This window comes from Polynucleobacter sp. MWH-HuK1, assembly GCF_018881815.1.
GTDB lineage: Bacteria > Pseudomonadota > Gammaproteobacteria > Burkholderiales > Burkholderiaceae > Polynucleobacter.
Genome location: NZ_JACVPP010000001.1, coordinates 1,343,812 through 1,370,665, shown reverse-complemented (window position 1 = coordinate 1,370,665; position 26,854 = coordinate 1,343,812). Strand labels below are relative to the sequence as shown.

Below are 26,854 nucleotides of genomic sequence, written 5' to 3'. Positions count from 1 at the left end.
TCACCCTGCTTCAAGCCTCACGAAGACATTCAATTGCCGTAGCCTTCTGAATCCTCTTTTGGAAGCGATATCCCGAAGCCAGACAAGCAACTACGCCAAAGGTAATACCCATGAATAGGGCTTCAACAAACGCATTAAATTGAATTTCCATTACGTAACGACCCAAAGCCCAGGCAGCAATCCCAGAAGCAAGACCAGCCAATGCTCCCGACACCAGACCAATCATTGTTAACTCAATATTGGCAATATTCGCCAGCGTATTACGAGAGGCGCCCAATGCTTTTAAAAGAGCTGCGTTTTTATAACGCTCGTCCTGCGTGGCGGCAATAGCAGACATTAAGACCAAAATAGCGGCAATGATAGTAAATGCCAGCAGTAAACCCAAGACTGATGAAAGCTTATTTAATACATCTTGAATTTGTTGCAAAGAAGCTGATACATCCACAATCGTTAGATTGGGATAAGTTTGACTCAACTGAAAATCCAAAGATTCCTGTTTCGGTGACTGATAATAAGAAGTAATCCATGACTGAGGCAGTGACTGCAACTGAGCGGCAGGCATAATCACAAAAAAGTTCACTCGCATTGAACCCCAGTCTAATTTGCGCAATGAGGTGATGGGAGCGGTAATTTCTTCTCCCGCAACCTCAAAAGTTAGTTGGTCTCCCATTTTTAGCTTCAGGGTTTTGGCAATGCCAGTTTCCATTGAGATCTGCGGCGCGTCACCCTCTATCCACTTACCCGCCAACAGTTGATTGCCTAATGGTATTTGTTCTGTATACGATAAATTAAATTCACGATCAACAAGACGTCGGGCATTTTCTTCAGCATAATCATTTGGCGTTACATCTTTGCCGTTAATTTCGATTAATCGACCTCTAATCATTGGGTAAAACTGTGGAGCAGATACGCCTGCATTTTGCAAAGACTGCGTGAGCCCCTGCTTTTGATCCTCTTGTACATTGATCATGAAGCGATTAGGCGCATCGCTAGGTATATTGCCTTGCCAGGCGCTCAAAAAGTCCGCGCGTAATAAAAGAACTAATAGTAAAGCCATAAGCGCTATTCCTAAGGCTGTAATCTGGACTATAGCAAGACTAGTTCTTCGACCTTGCGAGAGAATCACAAAACTAAGAGCAAATCGCCTGGTTGGCACTGCACAAACGAGCCTTAAAAATCCCCAAGAGACAAAAGCAAAGATAGCTATTGCAGCAGCAAAACTGAGGCTAGTCCATAAAGCTAATTTCCAATCGCGTGCAGCGATCATGATTAACGAAAGTGCGGTCACTAGGCCGAAAGCAACAGTCCAAAATTTTGAGACATCCACACCATCAAATTCTTTGCGGATCAAACGAATAGGAGAAACCTTCACCAACCTGAAAATGGCTGGGCCAGCAAATCCAAACAACAAGCTCCAGGCAACCAAAACACTCCAAAGTACTGGCCATATGGATACCTGAGGCAGATCTGACATCACCAGATTATCCAATAGAAGCGTTAAGACATTTTGCCCAAGATAGCCCAAAAGAGAGCCCAGAAAGGCAGCAATAAGACCAAGTGTTAAAAGCGTTTGACCCTGCCGGATAAGGATTGCGTTTGATTTAGCCCCTAAGCACTTTAGGACAGCACAAGCATCTGCCTGCTTGCGAGTGTAACGATGCGCAGATAAAGCAATTGCTACAGCAGCCACCATGGCCGTCAATAGTGCGATCAAGGACAGGAATCGATCTGCGCGCTCAAGCGTTTTGCGCATCATAGGCTGAGCATTCTCAAGAGTTTCAATCCGAACACCCTTGAGACTCTCTTTTTCAATATATTGATTTGCCCAAGCACCATAAGCAGAAATTTGCTCACCTGAGCCTGCAAGTAACAAACGATAAGTTACTCGACTACCTAGCCCAATCAAACCTGTTGAACTTAAATCATCCAAGGACATCATGACGCGCGGGGCGAAGTTCATAAAACCTGCGCCGCGATCAAGCTCTCGCTCAAGAACTCCAGCAATCACAAAGGTCTTATCACCTAGCCGCATAGAGTTACCCACTTTGGCAGACAAGCTCGCCAACATAGCTGGATCAACCCAAACAGAACCCTGCTCAGGTCCATTATTTAGCGCTACATCTTGTGCGTTTGTCTTGACGCGTAATGAACCACGTAAAGGGTATTGAGAACTTGTCGCCTTAAGTGATGCCAGCTTACTATTAGACCCAACGGTAGCCATACTCGGGAATACTACCGTTTGAGCAATTTTTAATTCTTTGCTTTGCGCTTCCCTTAAAAATATGCTTGGTAATGGCTGATCAGAAACAATCAAAAGGTCGGATGCCAAGAGCTGCCTGGCATCAAATGCAAATGCCCTTTGCATTCGGTCAGCCAAGAAACTCACGCTGGAAAGCGCTGTCACAGAAAGTGTTAGCGCAATAAAAAGCCAAGCTAATTCAGTAGAGCGAAAATCGCGCTTCAGACCACTCAAGAAGCGAGAGATCAATTGGCTCAAATTGCCTGAATTTGACCGCCATCAACGCGCATGACAGTGCCGGTAATGAACGAAGCATTTTGACTGGCCAAGAATGCAGCTGTATCGCCATATTCTTTTGGATCTCCATAACGCCCCATCGGAATTTGACCCAGACTCAGCTTGACCACATCCTCATAGCTTTTGCCTTCACGATTTGCGCGGGCTTCATCAAGTTGACGTAAGCGATCAGTTGCAACCCTGCCCGGCATGATGATATTGACTGTAATGCCATCAGCCGCAACCTCTGCCGCCAAGGTTTTAGACCAAGCAAGCAGTGCTGCGCGCAAGGTATTGGAGATGGCTAAGTTTTTAATGGGGGCAATAGCGCCTGATGTCGTACTGGTAATAATGCGGCCCCATTTACGCTGGCGCATGCCTGGCAAAACACAATCTGTAATAGCGATAAGAGATAGCACCATATCGTTAAAACTTTTCTGCCAAAGTGCTGGGTCTTGACCAGCGGCAGGTGTTGGAGGCGGACCACCCGTGTTATTAATCAGGATATCGATTGGACCCAGTTCTTTTTCAACTTTTGAGATTAAGCCATCAATTACTGATGAGTCAGATAAATCCCAATTCAGCGCTAGGGCCTTTCCTCCAACAGCCTCAATTAACCTGACGGACTCCTGTAAGCCATCTGGATTACGACCAGTAACGGCAACCTTAACGCCCTCGCGAGCTAGAGATACTGCCATGGCTTGCCCTAAACCACGACTAGAAGCCATTACTAAGGCAACCTTACCCCGAATTCCTAAATCCATTTTGTCTCCAAAAACTAATTATTATTTTTAATCTAACTGCAATTTTTGTTTAGCAACCACTTCTTTATAAACGGTGTATTCCGCTTTAATTTCCTTTGCGAAGGCTTCAGAGCCATTCACGTTAATGATGGATCCCGTGTCTTCAATACGCTTTTTCACTGCTGGATCAGCTACTACTTTTTGTAGTGCTGCATTGTATTTTTCCACCACTTCTTTTGGAATGCCAGCCGGGCCTAACAAGCCATAGTAAGCCATGCGATTGACTGGCGCCAAGCCAACTTCAGCAAAAGTTGGAACATTAGGCAGTTGAGCCAATCGCTTAGGCGCAGCAACAACAATCGGGACTAGCTTGCCATCTTTAATAAACGGTAATGATGAAGGTAAATTATCAAAAATCATCGAGACTTGTCCGCCTACCGTGTCAGCCAATGCTGGGCCTGCACCGCGATAAGGAATATGCACGATAAATACACCAGTCAAACTTTTAAATAATTCAGTTTGTAGATGACCAATGCCGCCAGTTCCAGAGCTTGAGTAGGAATACTTACCAGGATTTGCCTTAAGTACTGCCATAAAGGTTTTAAAGTCTTTAGCCGGAAAGGATGGGTTCACCGCAATAATGTTTGGAGTTGCCGCAATATTGCTAATAGCTGTGAAATCAGTAATTGGATCGTAACCAATCTTCGGGTTGATAGCCGGGTTAGCAGCTGTCGTAGATACAGTAGCCATACCGATGGTGTATCCATCTTTAGGTGCGCGCATAACCTCTAATGCACCAATAGAACCGCCACCGCCTGCCTTGTTTTCCACAATGACTGGCTGACCCAATTGACGTCCTAGGGCATCGCCTACTGCACGAGCGATGATATCGGTGCTACCCCCTGGCGCAAATGGCACCACCAAGCGAATTGGCTTCACGGGAAAATTTTGTGCCTGAGCAACAGCAACAGAACACAATCCTACAAGAGCGGACGCGCTAAATAATTTAATCAGATTTAATTTAGTGAATTTCATATGTTTACTGGCCTAAAGGTTTGGGCAAATTAACTGCATATTTAGAAAGCTGAACCTCATACTCCCGAAAGATTTCAGCCAAGGCTTGCTGCTGACCTAAAACAAGTGCCTCTGGAGTATTGTCTTTAAGAGCTACTCGCTTGGCATAACGATTTGCACCAATTAAGGGATTGCCCTTGCCTGCATTGGTTACAGTCAAGAAAAATTCAACACTTACAACTGCTTCAGGCGTAACGCGGTAATCACCGTAAAACTCATTTACGGTTAACTGCAAAGTGTAAAAGGGGAAAAAGCTATTGCTCTGACCAACTGTCGCAGTGAAGATATTTGCTTGGTTAAACCACTTGCGCTCTGCATTCGAAATCATCTCTGATGGAATGACTGTATAGACGTTATAGAAATCTTTTTCATATCGCTGATCGCCTAAGCGATAAACCAAAGACTTTGCATCAAATGGAGGGGCCACAGAAACTGCCCCAATCTTTAGCCAAAGATCAGAGCGCGATTTGAGTGGCGCAGCAGTTCTCTCGGGTGCAACCATCCAACTCGTAGGAGCTACAGGTGCCCGGGTTGGAAGTGAGCAAGAGGCCAGGCCTAGGATTGTAGTAAAAAAGAGAATTCGCTTAATCATTTTTGTGCTCCAGAACCACTTAGCGGTGGGGTAATTTTAGGTGGTGGCTCAGCCCAAATTAAGCTTGATGGCGATTGACTTGCAATACGACTAAATTCATTAAGATTTTCACTGGCCTGCTTTAGGTTCTCAATCGTGGTACTTGTATCCCCCTGAATGCTGGTAACGGTTTGACGCAATGCAACCATTGTTCCAACAAGCTCACGCATCAGAATACTAAGCTCGTCTTTATCCGTTACCTTAGCAATACGGGCCATGATTACATTAAGCTGTTTAACGGATTCAATAACGCCCTCATTACCTTTACCGTCACCAGCCATCATGATATTTAAATTGGTAATCAAAGCATCGATTTTTTTCTGCGTGCCGTCAATATTCATTTCATTGAGTGCACCAATCAGCTTTTGAATACCTGAGATGATTTCATCTGCCTGATTTGGTAGAGAAGGAATTACGGGGTATTCCGATTTCCACTCATAAGGAAGCTGATGAGAGTCGTTAGCATTGGAAATAAAATCAAACTCAACATAGTTAACACCAGTAATGCCCATAGATTTGACACGGGCCCGAAGATTATTTTTTACAAACTCACTGATTTGGCTCTCGTCAACCTTATCGCCAAAGATTTGCATTCTGACAACAACATACTGGCGACGATCGTGAAAAGGCACATGTCTCTCATATATATCCCCTGAGAGGCTAATCATTGATACTTGACCAATCTTGACGCCTCTAAAGCGTACTGATGCGCCTGCATCTAGACCGGTAACAGATTGCTTTATGTAAGTCTCTACATAAAATGATTTTTTAAAGATCTGACCTGAGCCAAATATCAAAATAACCGCCAATAGCACACCTATTGCGGCTAGGACAAAAATGCCTAGGCGAAAATAATTAGGATTTGAGTTATTACTCATGCTGCGTCCTTACTCATAATGCGATTAAAGAATTGATGCACTCTAGGATCCTTACTGGTATCTCTTAGCACTTTCGGATCCCCCTCAGCGATAATGCCTTTGGCATCCTTATCCAACATGATGACTTTGTCAGCAATGGCGTAGATACTGGCTAATTCATGTGAAACGATTACAAAAGTAATGCCCAAGTTTTTTGATAAATCCTGGATAGTGCTGTCGAGATCTGCTGAGGTAATTGGATCAAGACCTGCAGATGGTTCATCCAAAAACAAAATTTTGGGGTCCAGAGCCATTGCTCTTGCAATAGCTGCACGTTTTTGCATGCCACCACTAATTTCACTAGGCATGTAAGACTCATATGGCAAGAGGCCGACCAAATCAAGCTTACAACGCGCCAACAGATCCATTTGTGTCTGCGTCAGCTGGGTATATTCCTGCATAAACAAAGTGACGTTATCCAAAAGATTCATGGAGCCAAATAACGCACCCTGCTGATACATCACGCCAAAGCTGGTCATGATCTTTTGACGCTCAGCACCCGTTGCAGTAGTAATATTTTGTCCTTCGATGAGGACGTCGCCAGCTAAAGGTTGATACAAGCCAAACAAGTTTTTCAGAAGGCTGGATTTTCCACAACCAGACCCACCAAGAATCACAAATATTTCACCATTATTCACAGTGAAATTCAAGTTCTGCATCAGCACTTTAGATCCATAACCAACCGTGAGGTTCTGGACATCAATTGCGTAAGGTGATTTATTTGGAGTAATTGGCGCGTTCATCAGAAACCTGTTTTGTAGGAGATGAAGGCAAAAATACCGTCAACGATAACGATCATGACAATGCTGCTAACTACAGCACGCGTAGCGGAGATACCAACAGCTGCTGCGCCAGTGCCAGTTTGCATGCCTCGTAAACAACCCATTGCTGACACAACTACACCGAAAAGGGTTGCTTTCAATAGCCCCGAAAGAATATCTTCTATATCGACGGCAGATAACATCCCGTTGTAAAAATTCACAAACGGAATACCGTAAATCAACATCGTCAACATCGAAGAAAAAATACTGACGATATCTGCGAACAAAGTCAAGATTGGAGCAACGAGGATGCCTGCTAAAACACGCGGCACTACTAGAAAACGTATGGGACTTAATCCGCCTGATACCAAAGCATCGACTTCGCTATTGACTGTCATCGTGCCAATCTCAGCAGCAAAAGCCGCCGAGGAGCGACCAGCCAACAAAATAGCGGTAATCAACGGACCCATTTCCCGCACAATCCCCAGGGCGGCCAAGGGACCAACAAAAGAGACTGCGCCAAACTGCTGCATACCGATAGCAGCCTGGAATGACAAAATCACACCAATCAAAAAGGCAACTAAACCAACGATTGGGAGAGCTGCGATACCCGCCTCAACAGCTGCATTAATAAAGTCGCCCCAACGGACCTGTTTTGGATTTCTGACTGACCAAACTAAGTCGGAAAAAAGATGGCCGGTGAAATCAATGAGCCCAACTGAATCGTCAATTAAATTTTGAACCGCCATACCAAGATTAACCACAAAACTTCTTTTGGGCTTTACAACTGGTACTGGAAATAAATTACTAATTGGATCAAACTCTTTCAGCAGAGGTTGATATCGAGGGTTTAAGCCTGACAACTCAAATTTAGCTCCAGCAGTCGTTTGCGCCTCTTCCAGAGCAATTAAAAAAGCAATGCCTGCACCGTCCAAGGAGGCGACTGTCGCAGAATCAACGCTGAGAGTTTTTGCTTTGCTATCGCCCTGCTTTAGCCAGATATCCTGAGAATCACGCACTTGAGTCCAGACTCCACCCAAAGAATACGCGTTAATAGTTCCGCTAAGCGACACCTTGGCAGAATTGGCGTCCACCTGTGACCAAATAGCAACTGGGGTCTCAGAAACGGCAGAAATGGTGTCAGAAATGCTCATAACCCAACTATAAGGTATACAAGTTTAAGTTATATAAAACGCTGAAAAATGAAAAGGGCCTAGTTTTGCAACTAGGCCCTCATATAAGTTGGTGCGGCTGGCAGGAATTGAACCCACGACCCCTTGGTTCGTAGCCAAGTACTCTATCCAGCTGAGCTACAGCCGCAACAGCCATAATTATGCCATGGAAGAGAAGAACTACATCACCCCCGCTGGTCACGAACGCATCAAGACAGAGCTCCTGCAGCTCTTAAACCTTGATAGACCGGAGGTTGTCAAGGTTGTGCACTGGGCCGCCAGCAATGGCGATCGGTCCGAAAATGGGGACTATATCTACGGAAAAAAACGTCTCAGGGAGATTGATAGGCGGATTCGGTTTCTCAATAAACGCCTAGAATTTGCTGTAGTTGTAGACAATTTGACCCGAAAATCCGGTGAAAATGACGCCGACCAGGTCTTCTTTGGGGCAACCGTCACCTATACCGCCCTTGAAGGCGCCCAAGCAGGCAAAAAGACCGTCATTACGATTGTTGGGGTAGATGAGGTTGATTTAGATAAAGGCCATGTGAGCTGGGTGTCACCGATCGCAAAAGCGCTCATTAAGTCGCGGATTGGTGATTGCGTTTTTATTCAAACGCCAACGGGACCTGCTGAAATTGAAATCCTAGGCGTTCAGTATCTTTAAAACTAAACAGCGCGGGTGCGAGTAACTCTCATGACGTCAGGATTAGCGCGCAAGCTACGCATCACTTTAGAAAGATGTAGACGGTCATAAACTTGGATCGTAAAGCGAATTGTCACAGAATCTTCCTTGAAGCGATCTTCCATAGATACATTCATGATGTTTGAATCTGCAGCAGTCACACTGCTAGCAACTCTTGCCAATACACCCTTACCTTGGCGAGTATCAATTGCCAAATCAAGCTCAAATTCGCGATTGAGCTCTTTGCCCCACTCCACTTCAACCCATTTATCACTATCTTTGGAGAGCATGCGCAAGGCGACAGGACAATCATTGGTATGCACTTGAAGACCTTCGCCTTTACCAAGGTAGCCAATGATATTGTCGCCTGGAATCGGATGACAACAGCTTTGGAAGTGAATGGAATTCCCCTCACGACCATCCACCAGAATCGCCTGGCGTTGATGATGGTTAATTTCTTGATATGGCGCAACCCAGTCAGAAGCACCCAAGCGCATCTGCTCTGATCCGCCCTCATCATCAATCAAAATTTTCAGACGAATTGCCAACTCTTGCGGGGATCGTCTACCGAGAGCAACGTTGACGCAAGCTTCTTCTCTAGTTTTATCGCCTGTCCAATGCGTTAGCTTTTCCCAAATCTCTGGGCTCAACAAAGCTGCATCTACGCCCTGTTGACGCAATGCATTTGCTAAAAGGCGTTCACCAAGCTGAAGCGACTCAGAATAATGCTTGGTCTTTAATGAATGACGAATCGATGCACGGGCTTTGCCAGTGCGAACAAAAGCCAGCCAACCTGGATTGGGCTGTGAACTTGCAGAAGTAATGACTTCAACAATGTCACTGTTTTTTAACTCACTACGTAATGGCAATTGCAGGCCGTTGATCTTGACAGCCACGCAAGTATTGCCAAGATCGCTATGGATGGAATATGCGAAATCAAGCGCGGTAGCACCTCTTGGGAGCGCCCTAATCTGTCCAGTTGGCGTAAATACATAAACCGCATCTGGGAACAAGTCTATTTTCACGTGTTCTAAAAATTCTTGCGAGTCGCCACTACTATCTTGAATATCAATTAAAGACTGCAACCATTGATGAGCACGATTTTGTACCTCGCTCATGTCCGGCGAACCATCTTTATAGGCCCAATGCGCCGCTACGCCAGCCTCGGCAACCGCATGCATATCGGTCGTGCGAATCTGAAACTCTACCGGTACACCTGATGGACCCAATAAGGTAGTGTGCAAAGACTGATAGCCATTTAATTTTGGAATGGCAATGTAATCCTTAAACTTACCTGGCATTGGCTTATACAAGGAATGCAAAATACCGAGAGCGCGATAGCATTCATCAATGGAATGGACCGTTACGCGAAAAGCATAGACATCCAAAACCTGTGAAAAGCTTAAATGCTTAGAACGCATCTTGTTATAGATGCTAAAGAGTGTCTTTTCGCGACCACGAAGATCTACTTCTAAATTGGCTTTTGCGAAAGCCATACGAGAAGTCTGTAGAATCTTCTCAACCATTTCCTTTCGGTTGCCACGCGCCCGCTTAACGGCACCTTCAATCACCCTAAAACGCATGGGCATTGAATAACGGAAGCTCAAATCCTGTAAATCACGGTAGATAACGTTCAAACCAAGGCGATGCGCAATAGGTGCGTAAATTTCGATTGTTTCAGCCGCTACACGGCGACGCTTCTCCATCGGTACCGCATCAAGAGTACGCATATTGTGCGTACGATCTGCTAGCTTGACCAAGATGACACGAACATCACGCGCCATAGCCATGAACATTTTGCGAAAGCTTTCAGCCTGAGCCTCAGCATGACTCTGAAACTCTAATTTATCTAGCTTGGTTAAACCTTCAACCAACTCAGCCACTTTGTTGCCAAACCTTTCAACTAAGTCGGCTTTCGTACAACCCGTATCCTCAATCACATCATGCATTAATGCAGCCATGATAGATGGAGCATCCAAGCGCCAGGTGGCACAGAGCTCTGCTACAGCAACTGGATGGGTAATGTACGGTTCACCGCTATGGCGATACTGACCTAAATGCGCAGCATCAGAAAACTGAAATGCTTTCTTGATTTGTGCGATCTCTTCAGGCTTTAGATAAGAGAGTTTTGATAGCAACCCCTCAATCGAAACTACTTGATGCTTTAGGGGAAGATTAGGCGCAGAGGTAGGCCCAAACAAATGACGACTCGATTGCGCCAACAAACTCGCAATGATCGATTTCTTACCGCTTTGGGATGGGTTGGAATCTATATCCAACAATTGCGCTTGAGCTGAGTCATGCGAAGCGTCTTTGGGCAAGCCGCTTCCTACTTTTTCCGATGTTTTAACTATTCCTAAAGGGAGCTCCACACCGGAACTCCTTAATTACAAAGGTACTTTGGTCAACATGTCACGGTCGGTTACACCAGCAGCTACTTCGCGCAATGCAACTACAGTAGCTTTATCTCTGGACTCAACTCGTGGGGAATGACCTTGTACCAATTGGCGCGCACGATAAGTGGCAGCCAAAACCAATTCAAATCGGTTTGGAATCGTTTTAAGGCAATCTTCTACAGTAATACGGGCCATGCTGAACTCACTTAATTTAGCTTCAATACCTATAGGATAACTGATTAGACCCCGAGACGCTTCAAAAGCGCTGGATTTCTGGCCATACTGGGCCCAGAGCGCAGGCGGCTGGAAGCCAAAATATGCTTTAAATCCATCAAAGCCTGATCAAAGGAATCATTCACAACGATGTAATCCGCCTCATGGGCGTGCGTGAGCTCGATATGGGCAGCCGCTAAACGGCGCTCAATGGTTGCCTCATCATCCTGACCGCGCTTGCGCAAGCGTTCTTCCAGGGCCTCAATTGATGGTGGAAAAATGAAGATCCACTGCACAGAAGGAATTAACTTGCGAATCTGCTGTGCACCCTGCCAATCAATCTCCAGCATGACATCACTGCCTGCTTGCATTTGAGACTCAATCCAAGGTTTTGATGTGCCGTAAAAATGGCCATGCACTTCAGCCCACTCTAAAAAGTGACCCTGATCGCGCTCTTGCAAAAAATCTTCTTTAGCTAAAAAACGATAGTCTTTGCCATCTATTTCACCAGGTCTCGGTGCGCGTGTAGTTGTGGATAAAGATAATTTCAATCCCTGATCATCTTTTAATAAAGCATTGACCAACGAAGATTTACCCGCACCAGATGGCGCCACAATCATCAACATACTGCCTTGATAGCATGGGGTCGAAGTAGAGTTAGTCATGAATTCATTACGCAAGGGGTTACTCAAGATTTTGAACCTGCTCACGCATTTGCTCAATAAATAATTTAAGCTCTAGCGCAGCTTGTGTACATTCTTCTGAAACAGACTTGGAGCTCAAGGTATTGGCTTCGCGATTAAGCTCTTGCATCAAAAAATCCAAGCGCTTACCTACTGGACCTTTGCCTGCAAGCGCTGTATCTACAGCCTGCAAATGGGTTTTTAAACGCGCAAACTCTTCGGCAACATCAATACGAACAGCGTACAGCACAACCTCTTGCCGGATGCGCTCCATGAGCTCAGCACCAGCTTTAGCCTGTTCTTGTGCCGCCAGAGCTTCTGATAATCGCTCAGTTAACTTCTCTTGATATTGCGCTACATATTCAGGAACCTTAGGTTCAATCACCTTAACAATGTCACGCATTTTGTTGGTAATACTAGTGAGAACGCCGACTAGGGCTTTGCCTTCAGCGCTACGACTTTCCATGAGAGCCGCCAGAGCTGCTCGTCCAGCTTCAACAGCAGCAGTAATCCAACTATCTTCTTCGCCACGAGGCTCAGAGACAACGCCAGGCCAACGCAATATTTCAGCAATAGTCAGCTCTTGCGCCTTAGGAAAGGCATCTTGAGCTTTTTCTTGTAAGGCATATAAAGCATCTAGGCGATCTTTATTGATGGCGCCAAGAGCATGGGGATTGGATTTGGCTGAATTGGCTGCCCCCGCATTCACACGCCATGCAGCCCGAAACTCTACCTTGCCACGAGAGAGGCTTTGGGTAGCCATTTCTCGTAAAGCAGGTTCAGCCCCACGGCACTCGTCCGGAAGACGAAATCCAAGATCCAGAAAGCGGCTATTTACAGCCCGACATTCCACCTGCAGATCAGCAACTACGCCAGCTCCCAGGGAGACTTGGCGAGAAGCGCTGCCATAACCAGTCATGCTCGATATCATATGGACATTGTAGATTCATTATTGATCCAGACCAAAACAACAGGACCCCATTTCCATGAGCCCTACCAATCCAGCCAATATTGCGCGTCCGAGCGGCCGTCAGCCAAAAGACTTGCGCCCAGTAACCATTTCTAGAGCCTTTACAAAACATGCCGAAGGTTCGGTATTGATTGCCTTTGGGGACACCAAGGTTCTTTGCACTGCCAGCATTCTAGAAAAGGTACCGCCTCACAAAAAGGGATCGAGTGAAGGCTGGGTTACTGCTGAATACGGCATGCTCCCCCGCTCCACCCATACCCGTAGCGATCGAGAGGCTGCCCGCGGCAAACAATCGGGTCGCACCCAAGAAATTCAGCGCCTCATTGGTCGCGCAATGCGTAGCGTTTTTGATTTGAAAGTTTTAGGCGAAAGAACCATTCATCTGGATTGCGATGTATTGCAAGCCGACGGTGGTACGCGTACAGCCTCTATTACAGGAGCATACGTCGCCGCTAGAGACGCAGTTAACCAACTTCTAAAAAGTGGCGTTCTCACCAAGGATCCGATTATTGATAGCGTAGCTGCAATCTCGGTGGGTATTTATGAAGGCATTCCAGTGCTTGACTTGGATTATCTAGAAGACTCTTCTTGCGATACCGATATGAATGTCGTCATGACAGGCAAAGGTGGAATGATTGAAGTGCAAGGTACCGCTGAAGGCGCTGCTTTTTCCAGAGGTGAACTCAATGAACTCTTGGATCTTTCTGAGCAAGGCATTCGTGAGCTTACCCAAATGCAAATCGACGCATTTAATTAAAGATCACGATGCAAAAACTCGTTCTCGCCTCCAATAACGCCGGAAAGGTAAAGGAATTTCAGGCGCTTTTAGCTCCTTTGAATTTTCAGGTTATTCCCCAGGGTGAATTAGGCATTCCTTCTGCAGAAGAGCCTCACTGCACTTTTGTAGAAAACGCATTAGCCAAAGCAAGGCACGCTAGCGCTGTATCTGGTCTGCCTGCCTTGGCTGATGACTCTGGCATTTGCGCCCATGCTTTAAATGGCAAGCCCGGCGTTTTATCTGCCCGCTTTGCAGGCGAACAAGCCGATGATACGGCGAATAATCAAAAACTCATTCAAGAATTAAAAGATCACTCTGATCGAGGTGCGCATTATGTTTGTACGTTGGTATTCATGAATAGCGTAGATGATCCTGAGCCTTTGATTGTTCAGACTCGCTGGTATGGGCAAGTTATTGATAAGGCATCTGGCAGCAATGGTTTTGGATATGACCCTCACTTCTTTTTGGCGGATCTAAACTGCACTGCTGCCGAGCTAGATCCCGCCCAAAAGAATTTAATAAGTCATCGCGGTCAAGCTCTACGGGAGCTGATTACAAAACTCAAAGCTCGTGCTTAATTCCAATTCAAATAAAGTAAGTCTGAGTGCATTGCCACCATTGGCTCTGTATATTCACTTTCCTTGGTGCGAGAAGAAATGCCCTTATTGCGACTTCAATTCGCATCAAATTAAAGGTGGTAAGTCTGGATTTGATGAAGCGCGGTATACCAACGCACTAATTGCCGACTTAGAAACAGAATTGCCCAATACTTGGGGAAGACAAGTCCATAGTATTTTTATTGGTGGCGGCACACCGAGCCTACTCTCTGCAGAGGGCATGGATCAATTACTCTGTGCAATACGTGCCAGGGTGAATCTAGAGCCAGATGCTGAGATCACAATGGAGGCTAATCCTGGATCAGTCGAGGCAAAAAAATTTGCTGGTTTTGCTAAGGCTGGTATTAACCGTGTTTCTCTGGGCATTCAGAGCTTTCAGGATGAGCAACTTAAAGCTTTGGGTCGCATTCATAATGGAGAGGAAGCTCGGCAAGCAATACAGATCGCCTTAAAACACTTCAAATCCGTAAATCTAGATTTAATGTACGGACTACCCAAGCAAACACTTGAAGCAGCAAAAGCGGATATAGAAACTGCCCTGTCATTCAAGACGCCCCACCTGTCTTTCTATAACCTTACCTTAGAACCTAATACCTACTTTGCTAGCTTTCCACCCAACCTTCCTAGCGAAGATGAAATTGATGCAATCTATGAGCAGAATTTAGCTCTACTAACCAAAGCAGACTATCAACGCTACGAAGTCTCTGCATATGCCCAGAAGAATCAAGAGTGCAAACACAATCTGAACTACTGGCGCTTTGGTGATTACATCGGCATTGGCGCCGGAGCACATGGCAAAGTTTCCTACCCAGATCGAATTACACGGCAAGTGCGAGAGCGCCAGCCTGAGGCCTACATGACTGCAATGGAAACCAAAGGTAATGCGCTTATTGAAAACCGTGAGATAGCAGCTAAAGATCTTCCCTTTGAATTTATGCTCAACACCCTAAGATTGACTGATGGCGTAGATACAAGCACCTTTAGTGAACGTACCGGCCTGCCTTTGAATGTGATTAGCAAAGTCTTAGATGAGGCAAGCAAAAAGGGATTGTTAGATGAAAATCCTAGTAGACTAAAGGCCACTGAAATGGGAATGCGCTACCTTAATAATCTACAAGAGATGTTTTTGGATTAAATCTATAGCTTAGGTTGCTACTTTCCGATCCAGGTTGGTGGCTCACCCTGTAAAAAAGCAGCAACCCCATTCTTAAAGTCAGCACTTCCGTATGTTTCGCTAATGAGATCGTTGCAATCCGGTAGATTGTTTTTAATAAGCCTTGCAAGAACGAGCTTGCTCGATTTTTGAGTAATAGGCGCTAATTTACTGAGGCGCTCAGCTAAATTTTCAGCCTCTTGACTCAATTGATCTTGGTTATGAATAGCAAATACAAATCCATGTTTTACCAACTCTTCCGCAGAAATCATCTCAGCCAATAACAATATCCGCTTCACAATGTTGATATCTAGATGAGCCACGAGCCAAGCAATATTGCCTGCTGATAAACAGTTACCAAGCGTTTTAGCTATGGGTACGCCAAATTTAGCTCCAGGTGAAGAAAGGCGAAAATCACAGCAGCTTGCAATAGCTAACCCACCACCTACCGCCATACCATCAACCACAGCAATAGTTGGAATTGGTAAGGTTGCCAATGGAGCAAGATAGTCATCGATGCCTTCTTCGTAACGCACGCCATTATCACCGCTCTTAAAGCTTGCAAACTGCGCGATATCACTGCCAGAGACAAAGGACTTGCCTCCAGCACCACGAAAGATAGCTACCCGAATCTTTGGATTATTGGCAAGATCTTCACAAATAGACTTTAGAGATTGATACATGCTGACAGTCATCGCATTGCGGGCCGCCACATGATCAAAGGTAATGTGGGCAATGCTATCGCGTACCTCTAATAAGACTTGCGCAACATTCCCCCCTTTACCAGACTCACTCATGCAATTTATTCAGCTTTGATGTTTAAGCTCTTAACGAGACGCTGATATTTAGCAAGCTCACCAGCCAGGAACAAACTAAAGGCTGCAGGAGTAGCAGGGCCTTCTGGCTGCAATCCTTGAGCATCCAATGTCTTCTTGATTTCTGGATCATTCATGGCAGCTTTAACAGCTTGATCGATCTTATTGACTACTGCCGGATCCATTGCTTTTGGCCCCATCACGGAGTACCAGTTAGTTACATCAAAGCCAACAATACCTACCTCCGCAAATGTTGGCACATTTGGCAAGAGTGATAAACGTTTTGGGGTTGAAATTGCCAATGCTTTTAAATTGCCCTGACGAATCTGCTGCAAGTTCGGTGGCAAGGTATCAAAGTTCATAGTGATTTGACCACCAAGCAAGTCAACAATCGCTTGACCACTGCCTTTGTAAGGAACATGGTTCATCTGAATGCCAGCAATCTTGGAGAACAAGGCTCCAGCCAAATGCTGTGTACTACCAATACCAGAGGATCCATAAGTCATCTGACCTGGATTTGATTTAGCCAAAGAAATTAACTGAGCCACTGAATTAACAGGCAGCGAAGACTTCACAACCAATACGTTTGGCACATAACCTAAATAGGTAATCGGGGTGAAATCCGTTGCTGGGTTATATGGCACATTTGTTAATACAAATGGAGAAATCGCATTAGAATTGGAATGCCCCATTAACAAGGTGTAGCCGTCAGGGTTAGACTTTGCAACTAAGTCAGCGCCAATCGTGCCGGCAGCTCCAGATTTATTTTCAATAATGACACTTTGACCTAAGATTTCACTCATCTTCGGTGCAATTGCACGCGCAACAATGTCAGTACCGCCACCAGGTGCGAAACCAACAATAAGTCGTATTGGTTTTGATGGATAGGCCTGCTGACCTATCGCAAAAAATGAACTTGTGGCCAGCGTGATTGCGAGCAAGCTACGCATAGCCCATTTAGGCGTTTTAACCAACATAAAGTCTCCAAAATTGTTTTAATTGTGTTTGTTAATATTGCAGGGTAATTCTAAACATATAAAAACAATTGAGACAATGACGAAAACACCTATAAATAGCGCATTAGATGACGCGCATCACGGATCCACCAAGTCATTACCCCTATCAGGGGTGCGTGTTCTTGACGTGAGTCAAGTTATGGCAGGTCCCTACTGCTGCATGCTCTTGGCCGACCTCGGTGCTGATGTCATCAAAATCGAGCCTCCCGGTACTGGAGACCAAACTCGCGGAGCAATGGGATTCAAGATGAAAGGTTCAGACAGCATGGGCTTTCTGAATATGAATCGCAATAAACGCAGTCTCACTCTCAATCTCAAAACCAAAGCAGGTAAGAAAGTCTTCTTTGAGTTGGTCAAAACGGCCGACATCCTAGTTGAAAATTACCGCCCAGGTGTCATGAAAAAATTGGGCATTGACTACGCATCATTGGAAGCGATTAATCCAGGCTTGGTCTATGCCAGCATCTCGGGTTTTGGTCAAACGGGTCCATGGGCTGATCGCCCTGGCTTTGATTTAATGGCGCAAGCGATGTCCGGGGTAATGAGTGTTACAGGCTATCCTGATGGACCACCTGTCAAAGCTGGCGTACCAGTGGCCGATATTGGCTGCGCACTATTCGCTGTATATGGAATTTTATCAGCCTATATTGGAAAAACTAAAACAGGTGAAGGTCAGTTTATTGATGCCTCACTGTTCGATTCCGCATTGGCATTCTCTATTTGGGATACCGCGCAATATTGGGGTACCGGTGTTGAGCCCTACAAGTTAGGCACCGCAAACCACATGAGTGCGCCCTATCAAGCCATGAAAGCTTCCGATGGCTACTTTGTGATGGGTGCCACCAATCAAAAACTCTGGAAACTGCTCTGCGACAAGATCGAGCGACCAGAGTTATTTGAAGACGCTCGCTTTAAAACAAATCCCCTTCGCTTAGCCAATCGTTTAGAGCTCGCCACCGAATTAGAAAAATCGTTTGTCAAGAAAAGTAGTGATGAATGGGTTGGCGCACTTCTGGCAGCAGGAATACCGGCTGGTCCAATCAACACGTACCCAGAAGCATTTGATAGTGAGCATGGACGTCATCGCAAGATGCGCATGGAAATTGATCACCCGATTGAAGGCAAAGTTCCCAATATTGGCTTTGCCGTCAAGATGAACGGAACTCCACAACAGGTTTATCGCCACCCCCCTTTATTGGGTGAACACACCAGCGAGCTGCTAGCAGAATTGGGTATTGCTGGAGAAGAACTGAAGTCATTGGAGGATGGCGGCGCATTCTCAGTTTAAAAATTCACTCTCCTTTGACTGAAATAGATAAAAGAAATGGGCTCCTAGGAGCCCATTGTTTATTACCTACCCGTAGATTAGCTTAAGCGCCATCAGAATTAGCAATTAGGGGAGCCTCAAACAGATCCCTGCTAGGCTTGGCTGGTGGTGCTTTAGCCTTGGTGCCAGGCACTAATTCAAAGTCCGGCGTAAAGGTAGTCATGGTGCTGCGCAATTGATCGAAGACTTTACGGTCTCCTTCAAACTTTGCCCTACCTTCGGCTTGAAGTTTTTCAAAGGTAGTTTGACCACCCATGACTTTTTCTAAGTCGCTACGATTCACACTGATAGTGAGGTTTGGATTTTTATCTTGATAACCCTTGATATTGGTCAGCGCAGAATTGCTCATCTCCACAACAAACTTTTCACCATTATCTGGAGTACTCAGATTGATAGTGAACTTCATACCAGCAGCTTTTTTACTATCCATGCTGATTGCCAATGCATTGAGCCAGAGCTCTGTGGTCATTGCTCTGATCATGTCAGGGCCATTAGTCTTCGGTGATGCGCCAGAAGGCATGCCATGACGTAACTCGTATGCAGCACCCAGGAAACTATTGCGCACGCTAGGACTTTCTTTTTGATAGCCGATTTGCTCAAAAATGTCTGCTAGCAAATCCTTAGCGGCAGTATTGTTAGGCTCTGCATAAACCAACTTATTCACAATCTCCATCGCCTCGCGATATTTACCCTGCTGATAGAGTTGCTTACCCTTGGCCATGATCTTGCTAGAACCTCCCATCATCTCCACATACAGTGGCGCAGAATCTTTTGGTGACAAGGGAATCAAGGTGGCAGGATTGGCATCCCAGTAGCCCAAATAGCGATTGATCACAGCGCGACTATTGTGCTCTTCTGAACCGTGGTAACTATGCGCTGCCCATTGCTTCTTCAAACTCTCGGGCTGTTTATACACGTTATGCACTTCATTGATGGTCACACCATTGTTAGCCAAATGAAGCACTTCGTTGTTAAGGTGCGCATAGCTATCGCGCTGAGTACGCATCACCTCTTGAACGCGCTCATTACCCCAGCGCGGCCAAGAATGCGAAGCAAACATTACTTGCGCCTCATTGCCATAACGATATAAGGCATTGTTAATATTCTTAGACCATGCCAAAGCATCGCGCACTAGAGCACCGCGTAAGGTATAGATGTTATGAATGGTACCGGTAATATTTTCTGCAGCCCAGAATGCTTTGAACTGCGGGAAATAGGTATTCATCTCGGCAGGCGCCTCTGTTCCCGGTGTATTTTGGAATTCCATTTCAACACCGTCTATCGTCATTTTTTCAAATGGCTCGTTAATTAGAATAGTTGGCTCAATTAAACCCAAGTTGCCAGCCGCAGTATTTTTACCAATCGATTGATCAACGTGGCCGAATGGGCTACGCGGCAATAAGACGCCATACTGGAAATACAAGCGGCGTGTCATGGCATTACCTGCATAGACATTTTCAGCTACGGCATGGTCCATAAAGCCTGCTGGGGCAATGATTTTTACCTTGCCGCTTTTTACATCGGCCTCTTCGACTACACCACGAACACCACCAAAGTGATCGGCATGCGAGTGAGAGTAGACCACAGCAACGACTGGGCGCTTGCCTAGTTTTTCATTAACCAACTCCATAGCTGCTCTAGCGGTCTCTTTTGAGGTCAATGGGTCAAAGACAATCCAACCAGAATTCGTTTTCACGAAACTAATATTCGATAAGTCAAAGCCGCGAACTTGATAAATTTTACCCGGCACTACCTCATACAAACCATAGCCCATATTGAGAATGGCTTGACGTTGCAAGGATGGATGCACGCTATCAAAATCTTTACCTTGTAATAGGAACTCATAGCTACCCATGTCCCAAGCGACGTTGCCAGCATCAGCCATAATCGTTTTGTAGGCTGGCGCAGCAATGAAGCCTCTTTTAGACTCCTCAAAATCACGCTTATCTTCAAACGGCAGTGTTTTGCGCAAACCATTTTGGAGCTCCACAGTGTAGCTAGATGGCATCTTGCCTTTGGAGTCAAAGTGTTTGCCTTGCATTGCACCAGAATCAGCAACAACACCACCGCCACCAGCGGCCAAGGCCAAACCAGAATTCATTAATGAAGCGACTAGCGTAATTTGAGAAAGTTTGATTTTCATAACCTAATCCAAATGGGAAATATCAATTAAATGCCTATATCTCGAATGATATGGCTTGCTTTGTCTAGGGCAATTAGCTTTAGAGCTAATTTATTTAGCGAGAGTTAAGCCAGTTCAATTGCGTCGGGGAGTGTCACTATAAATTTTGCGCCACCACTATCATTTGGCACGAACTCAATACTGCCCCCATGGCGTGTGATGATATGTTTACAAAGCCAAAGCCCCAGACCCATTCCAGACGTCTTGGTGCTCGAGAGAAGCTCAAACAACTGGTTTTGTAAGGACTCCGGAATGCCATCACCGTTATCTGCAACGGTCAATAAAACACCGCCCTCCACATGCCGTGCTTCTATCATCAATTTCTTGAAGGGCTGTGAGGAAGTTATCAAGGCCTGAATCGCGTTATTCACCAAATTCAATAGCACTTGTTGAATCTCACCTCGATTCGCTTGAACCAGCAAATGAGGTTCAACACTGAGCACTATCTGAATCGATTTTGCAGTGATCTCTGGCTTAGTAATGTTAAGCACCACCTCAATTAACTCAGCAAGATCAATTTTGGAAGAGCCCACCTTATCATCTGAAAATATTGAGCGTAATGAACGAATAATCCCCGCAGCCCGCTGATTGTCTGAAAGCAAAGTGGCAAAAATTTCTTTTTCAAGCTCAGGATTTAACTGCCCCTCTGAAAGTTTCTTTTGTAAAAATTGAATATTGAGACTTGAGGCACCCAAGGGTTGATTTAACTCATGGGCAATAGCGGCAGACAAAGCGCCTGTACTAGCGGTCTTATTGGCTTTAAGTAATGATGCTATAAGGGTTTCCCGTTCCCTCAGAAGCACTTTAATCTCCTGATTTTCTTGGTTGGACTTAAAGCTTGAGAAAGCAATTTGCTCGGCCCAATAACTGCCAATTGCTATGTAGGAAAGCGTATTCATAACGAGTTGAGCAATCGTAAAGAGAATCAGTATCTGCGGGATCTGCTCAACTTGCTTAATGCTCAAGGCGCCAATCAATAAGATAGTTAAACGACCGATTGCAAAAAATAATTCTGCACTACTTGCATACTGAAGATAGATTAATTGACTTGATGGCGATGATTTACGCTTTAACCTAATCTCAAGAATTTGCCATACATAAAAGAAGCCTGCCAAAACGCACATAAATGCAGTACGGGTTTCGAACGTTGAAGTATTTCTGAGGTACTCAAATATAAATAAGAATAAAACAGCTGAAATACCCAAAATAATTTTGGTCGCCTTACTTACATCACGATTTAACGATTGGCAAAATAACGCTTGCGAAACTGCGGCAATGTAAAACAGCGTATTTCCAATGGTGAAATTAAATTCTGGGCGAGAAATATCATCAATAGTGATAATGCCTCCACCAAAAATAGCAAGCGCCAATGAGCTCGTTGCCAAGGAGGTTAGCCAGTAAATATTTGGTCGTACTGTATTCTGGGAGCGATAGTAGTGATAAATACCAAGCAATAAGCCCGTTTGGATAATCGCTAATATAAAGAAATAGAGTGCAAGCAAAAGCTTCATAGACTCAATGGTACATCCTAAAAATGAAGCGGTATTCGCCCTAGAGCTAGCTTCTAGGTAACTTAAAATGTATATCTTCTGGATTCAATTGATACCTCTTGGCATGAGCCTGCGGCGTACCACACTTTTTTTAGTTGCTCTTTGCCTGATGATTGGATTTATCAGGGGTGTTTGCGCACAGACAGCTTTATATAACGCAGCAAACAATTATCTTAAAAAGCGTGCTGATGCCTTTATGACAATTACTGGCTATTCTCTTACCCCTGATGTGACAACCGGGTCATTATCAATACGCAATAAAGATGGCGATAACTCGGATTTACAAATGATTTCCTTAGGTGGTGGCGATCGCATTAGCGCGAACTTTCCGCTTTATCTTGAAGGTACTATCGCTGTTAACCGCTACAATCCAAACTTTACTGATGGCATCGGCAATTCTTCCGTTACCGTTCCAGTGCACTGGAATAGCGTCACCGGCACGGGAGGGGTTGGCTGGGACTTCCCCATTACCAATGAATTACGCTTTAGACCAATTGCGAACGTCATGCTTGGGCATTTAGAAAGCGATCTCTCAATCGCCTCACGTGTGATTGAAAATCGCAAAGGTGTTGATCTGCAATTTTTGAACGGCGGTCGCATGAACTCTTACGGTTTAGGCGGCTCCGTTATGCTCGACTATGAGAACTACAAACCAGATCAAGAGATTGATGTGGAGTTACGCTACACCAATATTCCGGTGCAAACCTTTGATACCTCCACGGCAGTACAAGGTTCTGCTGATTCTCAAAGTCTGGCGCTTTGGGCTAGAAGTCGCATTCCTACTTCGATCACGCTACTGGATAGGCCACTTCGTGCAGTCTTTGAGTTGGCTCATACAGAGTTCTTGGGCGACTTACGAGGAGCCCTAGGGTTTAACTCCCTCTCCTCAGTCGGAACAGGCATTGAACTAGATCGTAGCGCCTCTGACCCCATCTTTAGCCGCATCAGGGTTGTATTTAGGTACCAATTTGGTCAAAACGTGCATGGCACATCAATTGGACTTGCTGCTAGCTTCTAATGGAGCAATATAATTGCCATAAATACTAAATCGCTAGTGTTTACCTATTACCACATCATCCCATGGTGATGCACTCTAAATTCCTTAAGGATCAAACTAATATGAAAAAAATTATCATCGCTGTTGTTATCGCAGCTATTGCGGTTGGCGCCTACTTCATGCTCACCAAACCAAAAGCTCCTGTAGCTGGTGTAGCCGCTCAAGAAGCCGCACTGATCTATGACGGAGAAGTAACGAAGATTGATGCCGCAACTCGCACTGTTACCCTCAAAAATCAAGACGGCGAAACCTCTATCGTTGCTGGTCCTGATGTGAAGAACTTTGCAGAAATCAAGGTAGGCGACCGTTTTGATGTTGTTTACGAAATGGCTATTGCTGTTGAGTTAGTTAAGGTTAAAAATCCAGGTGCAGTTGGTGAGCAAGTAAGCACCAGCACCGTAACCGCTCCTCAAGGTGATAAGCCAGGCATGATCACAACCAATACTGTGACTGCAACTGCTAACGTTGAAGCTATTGATACGGCTAAGAACATTGTTTCTTTAAAAGGCCCTGATGGAAACCTCTTCAAGGTCAAAGTTAAAAATGCTGATCTATTGAAAGATATCGCTGTAAACGATCAAGTTAAAGTGGTTTACACAGAAGCAATTGCTGCAGTTGTAAGCGCTCCAGCTAAGAAGTAATCGTAAGATGTAGCAATTCTTTTCTAACGTCTGAAAAGATAAAAGCCCAGTAATTAATTGCTGGGCTTTTTTGCATTTGATCTGGCGGAAGAGGTGAGATTCGAACTCACGGAGGACTTTCATCCTCGCCAGTTTTCAAGACTGGTGCATTCAACCGCTCTGCCACTCTTCCTTTAGTTCGACTTACTGTGAATCACGGTTGATTCAAGTCCTAGATTATAGAGAACTTTTGATTTGACACTCTAAATACTTGGCAATTGCTAGGCTGGAGGTAAGCCCCGGGGACTCGAAGCCATATAGATTAAAGAGTCCCTCTATACCATGGTCCCTGGGTGTATTGAAACAAAAGTCGCCTGCAGGCGCATTGGGCGGGACAATTTTTGCCCTAACGCCTGAGTAATCTGGCTGTAAAGCATTATCTTTCAGACCTGGCCAGTACTTTCTGACGGCTTCGTAGAAGCCGTCACCCCGCTTAGGATTGACTGTGTAATCGATTTGATTTTCTTCATCGATTTCTAGCCATTCAACATCAGGCCCAAATTTAGCTTGACCACCCATGTCCAGAGTGAGGTGCACGCCTAAGCCGCCGGGTTCAGGAATCGGATAAATCAAATGCTTAAATGGTGATTTCCCAGAGAGAGAAAAGTAATTACCTTTTGCGAAATACGCTTTTGGGATTTGCTCCTTAGCGAGCCCTTCAATCTTTTTTGCAATCGCTGGTGCACTCATGCCGGTGCAATTAATCAGAAGCTTCGTTTGAATCTTCATGACATCTGCGCCACCGATTTCTAACTCGAATCCATCTTGAGCGTTTGCTCCTAGCGGCTTTGCACTGATCAGCGGGGATTGATAAGCGACCATACCACCAGCATCCTCAAAACCACCAAGCAAGGACAGCATGAAGCCATGGCTATCAACGATACCGGTTGAAGCTGAAAGTACAGCAGCAGAACAATTGAGCTCGGGCTCCATAGATTTTGCTTGCTCACCAGTGATCATTTTGATTTCTGGAACGTTGTTTTGTTGTGCTTTATAGAGGATGGCCTGCAGGTCATCTAATTGAGATTCATCGCTAGCTACAATCAGTTTGCCGTAAGGTTGAGTGGCTACGTGATGCGTACGGCAGTACTCGTACAGCATACGATTACCTTCTACACATAACTTCGCCTTAAGTGAATCCTTGGGGTAATAAATGCCAGCATGGATTACCTCACTATTACGAGCGCTACTAATCGTGCCAAATGCGCTTTCGCGCTCAAGCAAAATAGTTTCTCGGCCTTGTAAAGCCATCTCTCTAGCAACCGCTAAGCCAATGACCCCAGCCCCAATAACGACACAGTCAACCCGGTCCATTTAGCCGACTCTGCGTCTAGATTTGCTTATATTCATGCTGAAATCGTAACATTTTCAGTGGTTTAAGGTAGTTTTTGGGAGTTTTGGAGGTCAGTTATTGATAAAATTCATAGATGTCTTTAAAACCCGCTGCACAGAACTCGCAACCCCTCCATCAAACTAACGGCATCTTTTTAGACAGCGCCTATCAAGGCATTGGTGAGGCTGGATGGAATTCCCTCTTTCAGCAGGCAAGAAAAGCCCATCTGGAGCAATTTATTACCGATCTTTTTGCCGGCAAGGCGGTCAATAACTCAGAAAATCGCCCCGCTCTTCACTCCGCTCTTCGCAATTTAGATAAATCACCCGTTTTGGTAGATGGCAAAGATGTCATGCCGGATGTTGCACAAGTCTGGCAACGAATCGAGGCTTTATGCAATAAATGGATTGGCGTTACCGACGTTATCCATATCGGTATTGGTGGGTCTGATTTTGGTCCACGCCTAGCGATCGAGGCTTTGGCTCATGTTCCCGACATAGAGAGTCGTGGCATGCGCATGCATTTCTTGGCCAATATCGACACAGCAGAATTAAACCGCATTTTGCAACGCGCTTTACCGCACAGCACCAAAGTCATTATTGTCTCGAAGTCATTTACAACACTTGAGACAACTATGAATGCCAAGGCAGTTGTGAAATGGCTAAAGAACAATGGTCTTACCGACAGCCAAATAGGCAAATCCCTTTTTGCTGTTACAGCCAATGTGCCCGCAGCTAAAGAGTTTGGGGTTGATCAAGACCATATCTACCCATTCTGGAATTGGGTTGGCGGGCGATACTCTGTTTGGTCTGCAGTAGGCCTACCCATTGCATTGCAATACGGCTTTGATACCTTTAAAGAATTTCTGTCAGGCGCACAAGCCATTGACCAGCACTTCAAAACTGCACCTCTTGAAGAAAATCTGCCCGTCATCATGGCGCTCAGCTTGCTATTCCAGCAAGAAAAACACCACATTAAATCCTATGCCGTTATTCCATATGCGGATGCTTTAGATTGGTTCCCAAAGTGGTTGCAACAACTGGATATGGAAAGTAATGGGAAGAGCGTCGATCGTGACGGCAAGCCAGTGAAATTTTCTTGCCCAGTTGTTTTCGGAAGCTCCGGTAGTAATGCGCAGCACTCCTACTTTCAGCTATTACATCAAGGTACAGAAATCATTCCAATTGATTTCATCGCAGTGCGCGAGCCTATGAGTAATTTGCCTGAGGCACAAGCGCATCACCGCATCCTACTCTCTAATTGTCTAGCTCAAGCACAAGCCTTAGCCAACGGCAAGAAGACCGACAACCCAAACAATACCTATCCTGGTAAGCGCCCCAGTAATTTATTGATTCTGCCTAAGCTCAATGCTTTTTACTTGGGCGCCCTTTTGGCGCTTTATGAGAATCGCACCACAGCGCTTGGCGCTTTATGGAATATTAATAGCTTTGATCAACCGGGCGTTGAGCTTGGCAAAGTTCTAGCAAAGCCAATTGAGGCGGCTCTGAAAAATGATGGCACCGTTCAAGCCAATACTGGCATTGATGAAGTAACGGCCGCCCGTATTAACTTATTTAATCAATAGT

The 26,854-nt window shown here is 45.3% G+C and carries 24 protein-coding genes and 2 tRNA genes; 8 read left to right on the top strand and 18 right to left on the bottom strand.

Annotated features, from left to right (window positions below; translation table 11 throughout):
- Nucleotides 1-10 precede the first annotated feature (10 nt).
- The 8 genes from ICE93_RS07060 to ICE93_RS07025 all read right to left on the bottom strand — a co-directional run bounded on the left by ICE93_RS07060 (nucleotide 11) and on the right by ICE93_RS07025 (nucleotide 7,961).
- Nucleotides 11-2,497, bottom strand: coding sequence for an ABC transporter permease (locus tag ICE93_RS07060; protein WP_216186873.1), 2,487 nt, complete (start codon nucleotides 2,495-2,497; stop codon nucleotides 11-13).
- Complete coding sequence (locus ICE93_RS07055; protein ID WP_216186871.1) at nucleotides 2,494-3,279, bottom strand: SDR family oxidoreductase; 786 nt, start codon at nucleotides 3,277-3,279, stop codon at nucleotides 2,494-2,496. The genes ICE93_RS07060 and ICE93_RS07055 overlap by 4 nt, the downstream gene beginning before the upstream one ends.
- 27 nt (nucleotides 3,280-3,306) lie before the next feature.
- Complete coding sequence (locus ICE93_RS07050) at nucleotides 3,307-4,293, bottom strand: tripartite tricarboxylate transporter substrate binding protein BugE (protein WP_255554531.1); 987 nt, start codon at nucleotides 4,291-4,293, stop codon at nucleotides 3,307-3,309.
- A 4-nt stretch (nucleotides 4,294-4,297) separates the two neighbouring features.
- Entirely contained in the window at nucleotides 4,298-4,924 is a 627-nt protein-coding gene (locus ICE93_RS07045) for a membrane integrity-associated transporter subunit PqiC (protein ID WP_216186868.1), read from the bottom strand.
- The gene (locus ICE93_RS07040) at nucleotides 4,921-5,841 is read right to left on the bottom strand and encodes an MlaD family protein (RefSeq protein WP_216186866.1); all 921 of its coding nucleotides are present in this window, start codon (nucleotides 5,839-5,841) and stop codon (nucleotides 4,921-4,923) included. The genes ICE93_RS07045 and ICE93_RS07040 overlap by 4 nt, the downstream gene beginning before the upstream one ends.
- Entirely contained in the window at nucleotides 5,838-6,623 is a 786-nt protein-coding gene (locus ICE93_RS07035) for an ABC transporter ATP-binding protein (protein ID WP_216186865.1), read from the bottom strand. Before ICE93_RS07035 ends, ICE93_RS07040 begins: the two co-directional genes overlap by 4 nt.
- Nucleotides 6,623-7,795, bottom strand: coding sequence for an ABC transporter permease (locus tag ICE93_RS07030; RefSeq protein ID WP_216186863.1), 1,173 nt, complete (start codon nucleotides 7,793-7,795; stop codon nucleotides 6,623-6,625). The genes ICE93_RS07035 and ICE93_RS07030 overlap by 1 nt, the downstream gene beginning before the upstream one ends.
- A gap of 89 nt (nucleotides 7,796-7,884) precedes the next feature.
- Nucleotides 7,885-7,961: transfer RNA gene (locus ICE93_RS07025), tRNA-Arg, on the bottom strand.
- Between the two features lie 18 nt (nucleotides 7,962-7,979).
- Between ICE93_RS07025 and greB the strand changes: the two genes are divergently transcribed.
- Nucleotides 7,980-8,480, top strand: coding sequence for a transcription elongation factor GreB (gene greB, locus ICE93_RS07020; RefSeq protein ID WP_216186861.1), 501 nt, complete (start codon nucleotides 7,980-7,982; stop codon nucleotides 8,478-8,480).
- A 2-nt stretch (nucleotides 8,481-8,482) separates the two neighbouring features.
- Here the strand turns inward: greB and ICE93_RS07015 are convergent, their stop codons facing one another.
- From ICE93_RS07015 to ICE93_RS07000, 4 genes are read right to left on the bottom strand one after another with little or no spacing between them, the layout of a single operon-like run.
- A complete protein-coding gene (locus tag ICE93_RS07015) occupies nucleotides 8,483-10,870 on the bottom strand; it encodes a RelA/SpoT family protein (protein ID WP_216186858.1) in 2,388 nt (795 codons plus the stop codon).
- 15 nt (nucleotides 10,871-10,885) lie between these two features.
- A complete protein-coding gene (gene rpoZ, locus ICE93_RS07010) occupies nucleotides 10,886-11,089 on the bottom strand; it encodes a DNA-directed RNA polymerase subunit omega (protein WP_011902918.1) in 204 nt (67 codons plus the stop codon).
- Nucleotides 11,090-11,133: 44 nt separating this feature from the next.
- Nucleotides 11,134-11,772, bottom strand: coding sequence for a guanylate kinase (gene gmk, locus ICE93_RS07005; protein WP_216186856.1), 639 nt, complete (start codon nucleotides 11,770-11,772; stop codon nucleotides 11,134-11,136).
- Between the two features lie 19 nt (nucleotides 11,773-11,791).
- Nucleotides 11,792-12,721, bottom strand: a complete 930-nt coding sequence (locus tag ICE93_RS07000; protein ID WP_216186854.1) for a YicC/YloC family endoribonuclease — start codon at nucleotides 12,719-12,721, stop codon at nucleotides 11,792-11,794.
- Nucleotides 12,722-12,776: 55 nt separating this feature from the next.
- Between ICE93_RS07000 and rph the strand changes: the two genes are divergently transcribed.
- From rph to hemW, 3 genes are read left to right on the top strand one after another with little or no spacing between them, the layout of a single operon-like run.
- Nucleotides 12,777-13,517, top strand: coding sequence for a ribonuclease PH (rph, locus tag ICE93_RS06995; protein ID WP_216186852.1), 741 nt, complete (start codon nucleotides 12,777-12,779; stop codon nucleotides 13,515-13,517).
- An 8-nt stretch (nucleotides 13,518-13,525) separates the two neighbouring features.
- Nucleotides 13,526-14,116, top strand: a complete 591-nt coding sequence (gene rdgB, locus ICE93_RS06990) for an RdgB/HAM1 family non-canonical purine NTP pyrophosphatase (protein ID WP_216186850.1) — start codon at nucleotides 13,526-13,528, stop codon at nucleotides 14,114-14,116.
- Entirely contained in the window at nucleotides 14,109-15,290 is a 1,182-nt protein-coding gene (gene hemW, locus ICE93_RS06985; protein ID WP_216186848.1) for a radical SAM family heme chaperone HemW, read from the top strand. Before rdgB ends, hemW begins: the two co-directional genes overlap by 8 nt.
- 17 nt (nucleotides 15,291-15,307) lie before the next feature.
- Here hemW and ICE93_RS06980 read toward each other — a convergent pair whose 3' ends face one another.
- Nucleotides 15,308-16,105: an enoyl-CoA hydratase/isomerase family protein gene (locus ICE93_RS06980; protein ID WP_216186846.1), complete on the bottom strand. Its 798-nt coding sequence runs from the start codon at nucleotides 16,103-16,105 to the stop codon at nucleotides 15,308-15,310.
- Nucleotides 16,106-16,110: 5 nt separating this feature from the next.
- Nucleotides 16,111-17,100, bottom strand: a complete 990-nt coding sequence (locus ICE93_RS06975) for a tripartite tricarboxylate transporter substrate binding protein (RefSeq protein WP_216186844.1) — start codon at nucleotides 17,098-17,100, stop codon at nucleotides 16,111-16,113.
- 76 nt (nucleotides 17,101-17,176) lie between these two features.
- Here ICE93_RS06975 and ICE93_RS06970 point away from each other — a divergent pair, with 76 nt between their 5' ends.
- Complete coding sequence (locus tag ICE93_RS06970) at nucleotides 17,177-18,427, top strand: CaiB/BaiF CoA-transferase family protein (protein WP_216186842.1); 1,251 nt, start codon at nucleotides 17,177-17,179, stop codon at nucleotides 18,425-18,427.
- 82 nt (nucleotides 18,428-18,509) lie between these two features.
- Here the strand turns inward: ICE93_RS06970 and ICE93_RS06965 are convergent, their stop codons facing one another.
- Entirely contained in the window at nucleotides 18,510-20,609 is a 2,100-nt protein-coding gene (locus ICE93_RS06965; protein WP_216186840.1) for an alkyl/aryl-sulfatase, read from the bottom strand.
- 104 nt (nucleotides 20,610-20,713) lie between these two features.
- A complete protein-coding gene (locus ICE93_RS06960; protein ID WP_216186838.1) occupies nucleotides 20,714-22,159 on the bottom strand; it encodes a sensor histidine kinase in 1,446 nt (481 codons plus the stop codon).
- Between the two features lie 148 nt (nucleotides 22,160-22,307).
- Between ICE93_RS06960 and ICE93_RS06955 the strand changes: the two genes are divergently transcribed.
- Nucleotides 22,308-23,216 carry an autotransporter domain-containing protein gene (locus ICE93_RS06955; protein ID WP_216186836.1) on the top strand — a complete coding sequence of 303 codons (909 nt, stop codon included), beginning with the start codon at nucleotides 22,308-22,310 and terminating at the stop codon, nucleotides 23,214-23,216.
- A gap of 101 nt (nucleotides 23,217-23,317) precedes the next feature.
- Complete coding sequence (locus ICE93_RS06950; RefSeq protein WP_216186834.1) at nucleotides 23,318-23,896, top strand: hypothetical protein; 579 nt, start codon at nucleotides 23,318-23,320, stop codon at nucleotides 23,894-23,896.
- 82 nt (nucleotides 23,897-23,978) lie between these two features.
- On the opposite strand, the gene ICE93_RS06945 is transcribed toward ICE93_RS06950, so the two are convergent.
- Nucleotides 23,979-24,068 (bottom strand) — tRNA-Ser (locus ICE93_RS06945).
- A gap of 44 nt (nucleotides 24,069-24,112) precedes the next feature.
- On the bottom strand, nucleotides 24,113-25,249 hold the full coding sequence (locus ICE93_RS06940; RefSeq protein ID WP_216186832.1) for an NAD(P)/FAD-dependent oxidoreductase: 1,137 nt from the start codon (nucleotides 25,247-25,249) through the stop codon (nucleotides 24,113-24,115).
- Between the two features lie 113 nt (nucleotides 25,250-25,362).
- Here ICE93_RS06940 and pgi point away from each other — a divergent pair, with 113 nt between their 5' ends.
- Nucleotides 25,363-26,853 (top strand): glucose-6-phosphate isomerase, encoded by a 1,491-nt coding sequence (gene pgi, locus ICE93_RS06935; protein ID WP_216186830.1) that lies wholly within the window; start codon nucleotides 25,363-25,365, stop codon nucleotides 26,851-26,853.
- The last annotated feature ends 1 nt before the right edge of the window (nucleotide 26,854 follow it).

What these genes read in the sequence shown, in the direction of transcription:
- ICE93_RS06950 (WP_216186834.1), top strand. Translation starts at nt 23,318, where the DNA reads ATGAAAAAAATTATCATCGCTGTTGTTATCGCAGCTATTGCGGTTGGC.
- ICE93_RS06970 (WP_216186842.1), top strand. Translation starts at nt 17,177, where the DNA reads ATGACGAAAACACCTATAAATAGCGCATTAGATGACGCGCATCACGGA.
- rph (WP_216186852.1), top strand. Translation starts at nt 12,777, where the DNA reads ATGAGCCCTACCAATCCAGCCAATATTGCGCGTCCGAGCGGCCGTCAG.
- greB (WP_216186861.1), top strand. Translation starts at nt 7,980, where the DNA reads ATGGAAGAGAAGAACTACATCACCCCCGCTGGTCACGAACGCATCAAG.
- ICE93_RS06960 (WP_216186838.1), bottom strand. Translation starts at nt 22,159, where the DNA reads ATGAAGCTTTTGCTTGCACTCTATTTCTTTATATTAGCGATTATCCAA.
- ICE93_RS07030 (WP_216186863.1), bottom strand. Translation starts at nt 7,795, where the DNA reads ATGAGCATTTCTGACACCATTTCTGCCGTTTCTGAGACCCCAGTTGCT.
- ICE93_RS06980 (WP_216186846.1), bottom strand. Translation starts at nt 16,105, where the DNA reads ATGAGTGAGTCTGGTAAAGGGGGGAATGTTGCGCAAGTCTTATTAGAG.
- ICE93_RS07000 (WP_216186854.1), bottom strand. Translation starts at nt 12,721, where the DNA reads ATGATATCGAGCATGACTGGTTATGGCAGCGCTTCTCGCCAAGTCTCC.
- ICE93_RS07055 (WP_216186871.1), bottom strand. Translation starts at nt 3,279, where the DNA reads ATGGATTTAGGAATTCGGGGTAAGGTTGCCTTAGTAATGGCTTCTAGT.
- rdgB (WP_216186850.1), top strand. Translation starts at nt 13,526, where the DNA reads ATGCAAAAACTCGTTCTCGCCTCCAATAACGCCGGAAAGGTAAAGGAA.
- ICE93_RS06940 (WP_216186832.1), bottom strand. Translation starts at nt 25,249, where the DNA reads ATGGACCGGGTTGACTGTGTCGTTATTGGGGCTGGGGTCATTGGCTTA.
- gmk (WP_216186856.1), bottom strand. Translation starts at nt 11,772, where the DNA reads ATGACTAACTCTACTTCGACCCCATGCTATCAAGGCAGTATGTTGATG.
- rpoZ (WP_011902918.1), bottom strand. Translation starts at nt 11,089, where the DNA reads ATGGCCCGTATTACTGTAGAAGATTGCCTTAAAACGATTCCAAACCGA.
- ICE93_RS07035 (WP_216186865.1), bottom strand. Translation starts at nt 6,623, where the DNA reads ATGAACGCGCCAATTACTCCAAATAAATCACCTTACGCAATTGATGTC.
- ICE93_RS06955 (WP_216186836.1), top strand. Translation starts at nt 22,308, where the DNA reads ATGATTGGATTTATCAGGGGTGTTTGCGCACAGACAGCTTTATATAAC.
- ICE93_RS06965 (WP_216186840.1), bottom strand. Translation starts at nt 20,609, where the DNA reads ATGAAAATCAAACTTTCTCAAATTACGCTAGTCGCTTCATTAATGAAT.
- ICE93_RS07045 (WP_216186868.1), bottom strand. Translation starts at nt 4,924, where the DNA reads ATGATTAAGCGAATTCTCTTTTTTACTACAATCCTAGGCCTGGCCTCT.
- ICE93_RS06975 (WP_216186844.1), bottom strand. Translation starts at nt 17,100, where the DNA reads ATGTTGGTTAAAACGCCTAAATGGGCTATGCGTAGCTTGCTCGCAATC.
- ICE93_RS07050 (WP_255554531.1), bottom strand. Translation starts at nt 4,293, where the DNA reads ATGAAATTCACTAAATTAAATCTGATTAAATTATTTAGCGCGTCCGCT.
- ICE93_RS07040 (WP_216186866.1), bottom strand. Translation starts at nt 5,841, where the DNA reads ATGAGTAATAACTCAAATCCTAATTATTTTCGCCTAGGCATTTTTGTC.
- pgi (WP_216186830.1), top strand. Translation starts at nt 25,363, where the DNA reads ATGTCTTTAAAACCCGCTGCACAGAACTCGCAACCCCTCCATCAAACT.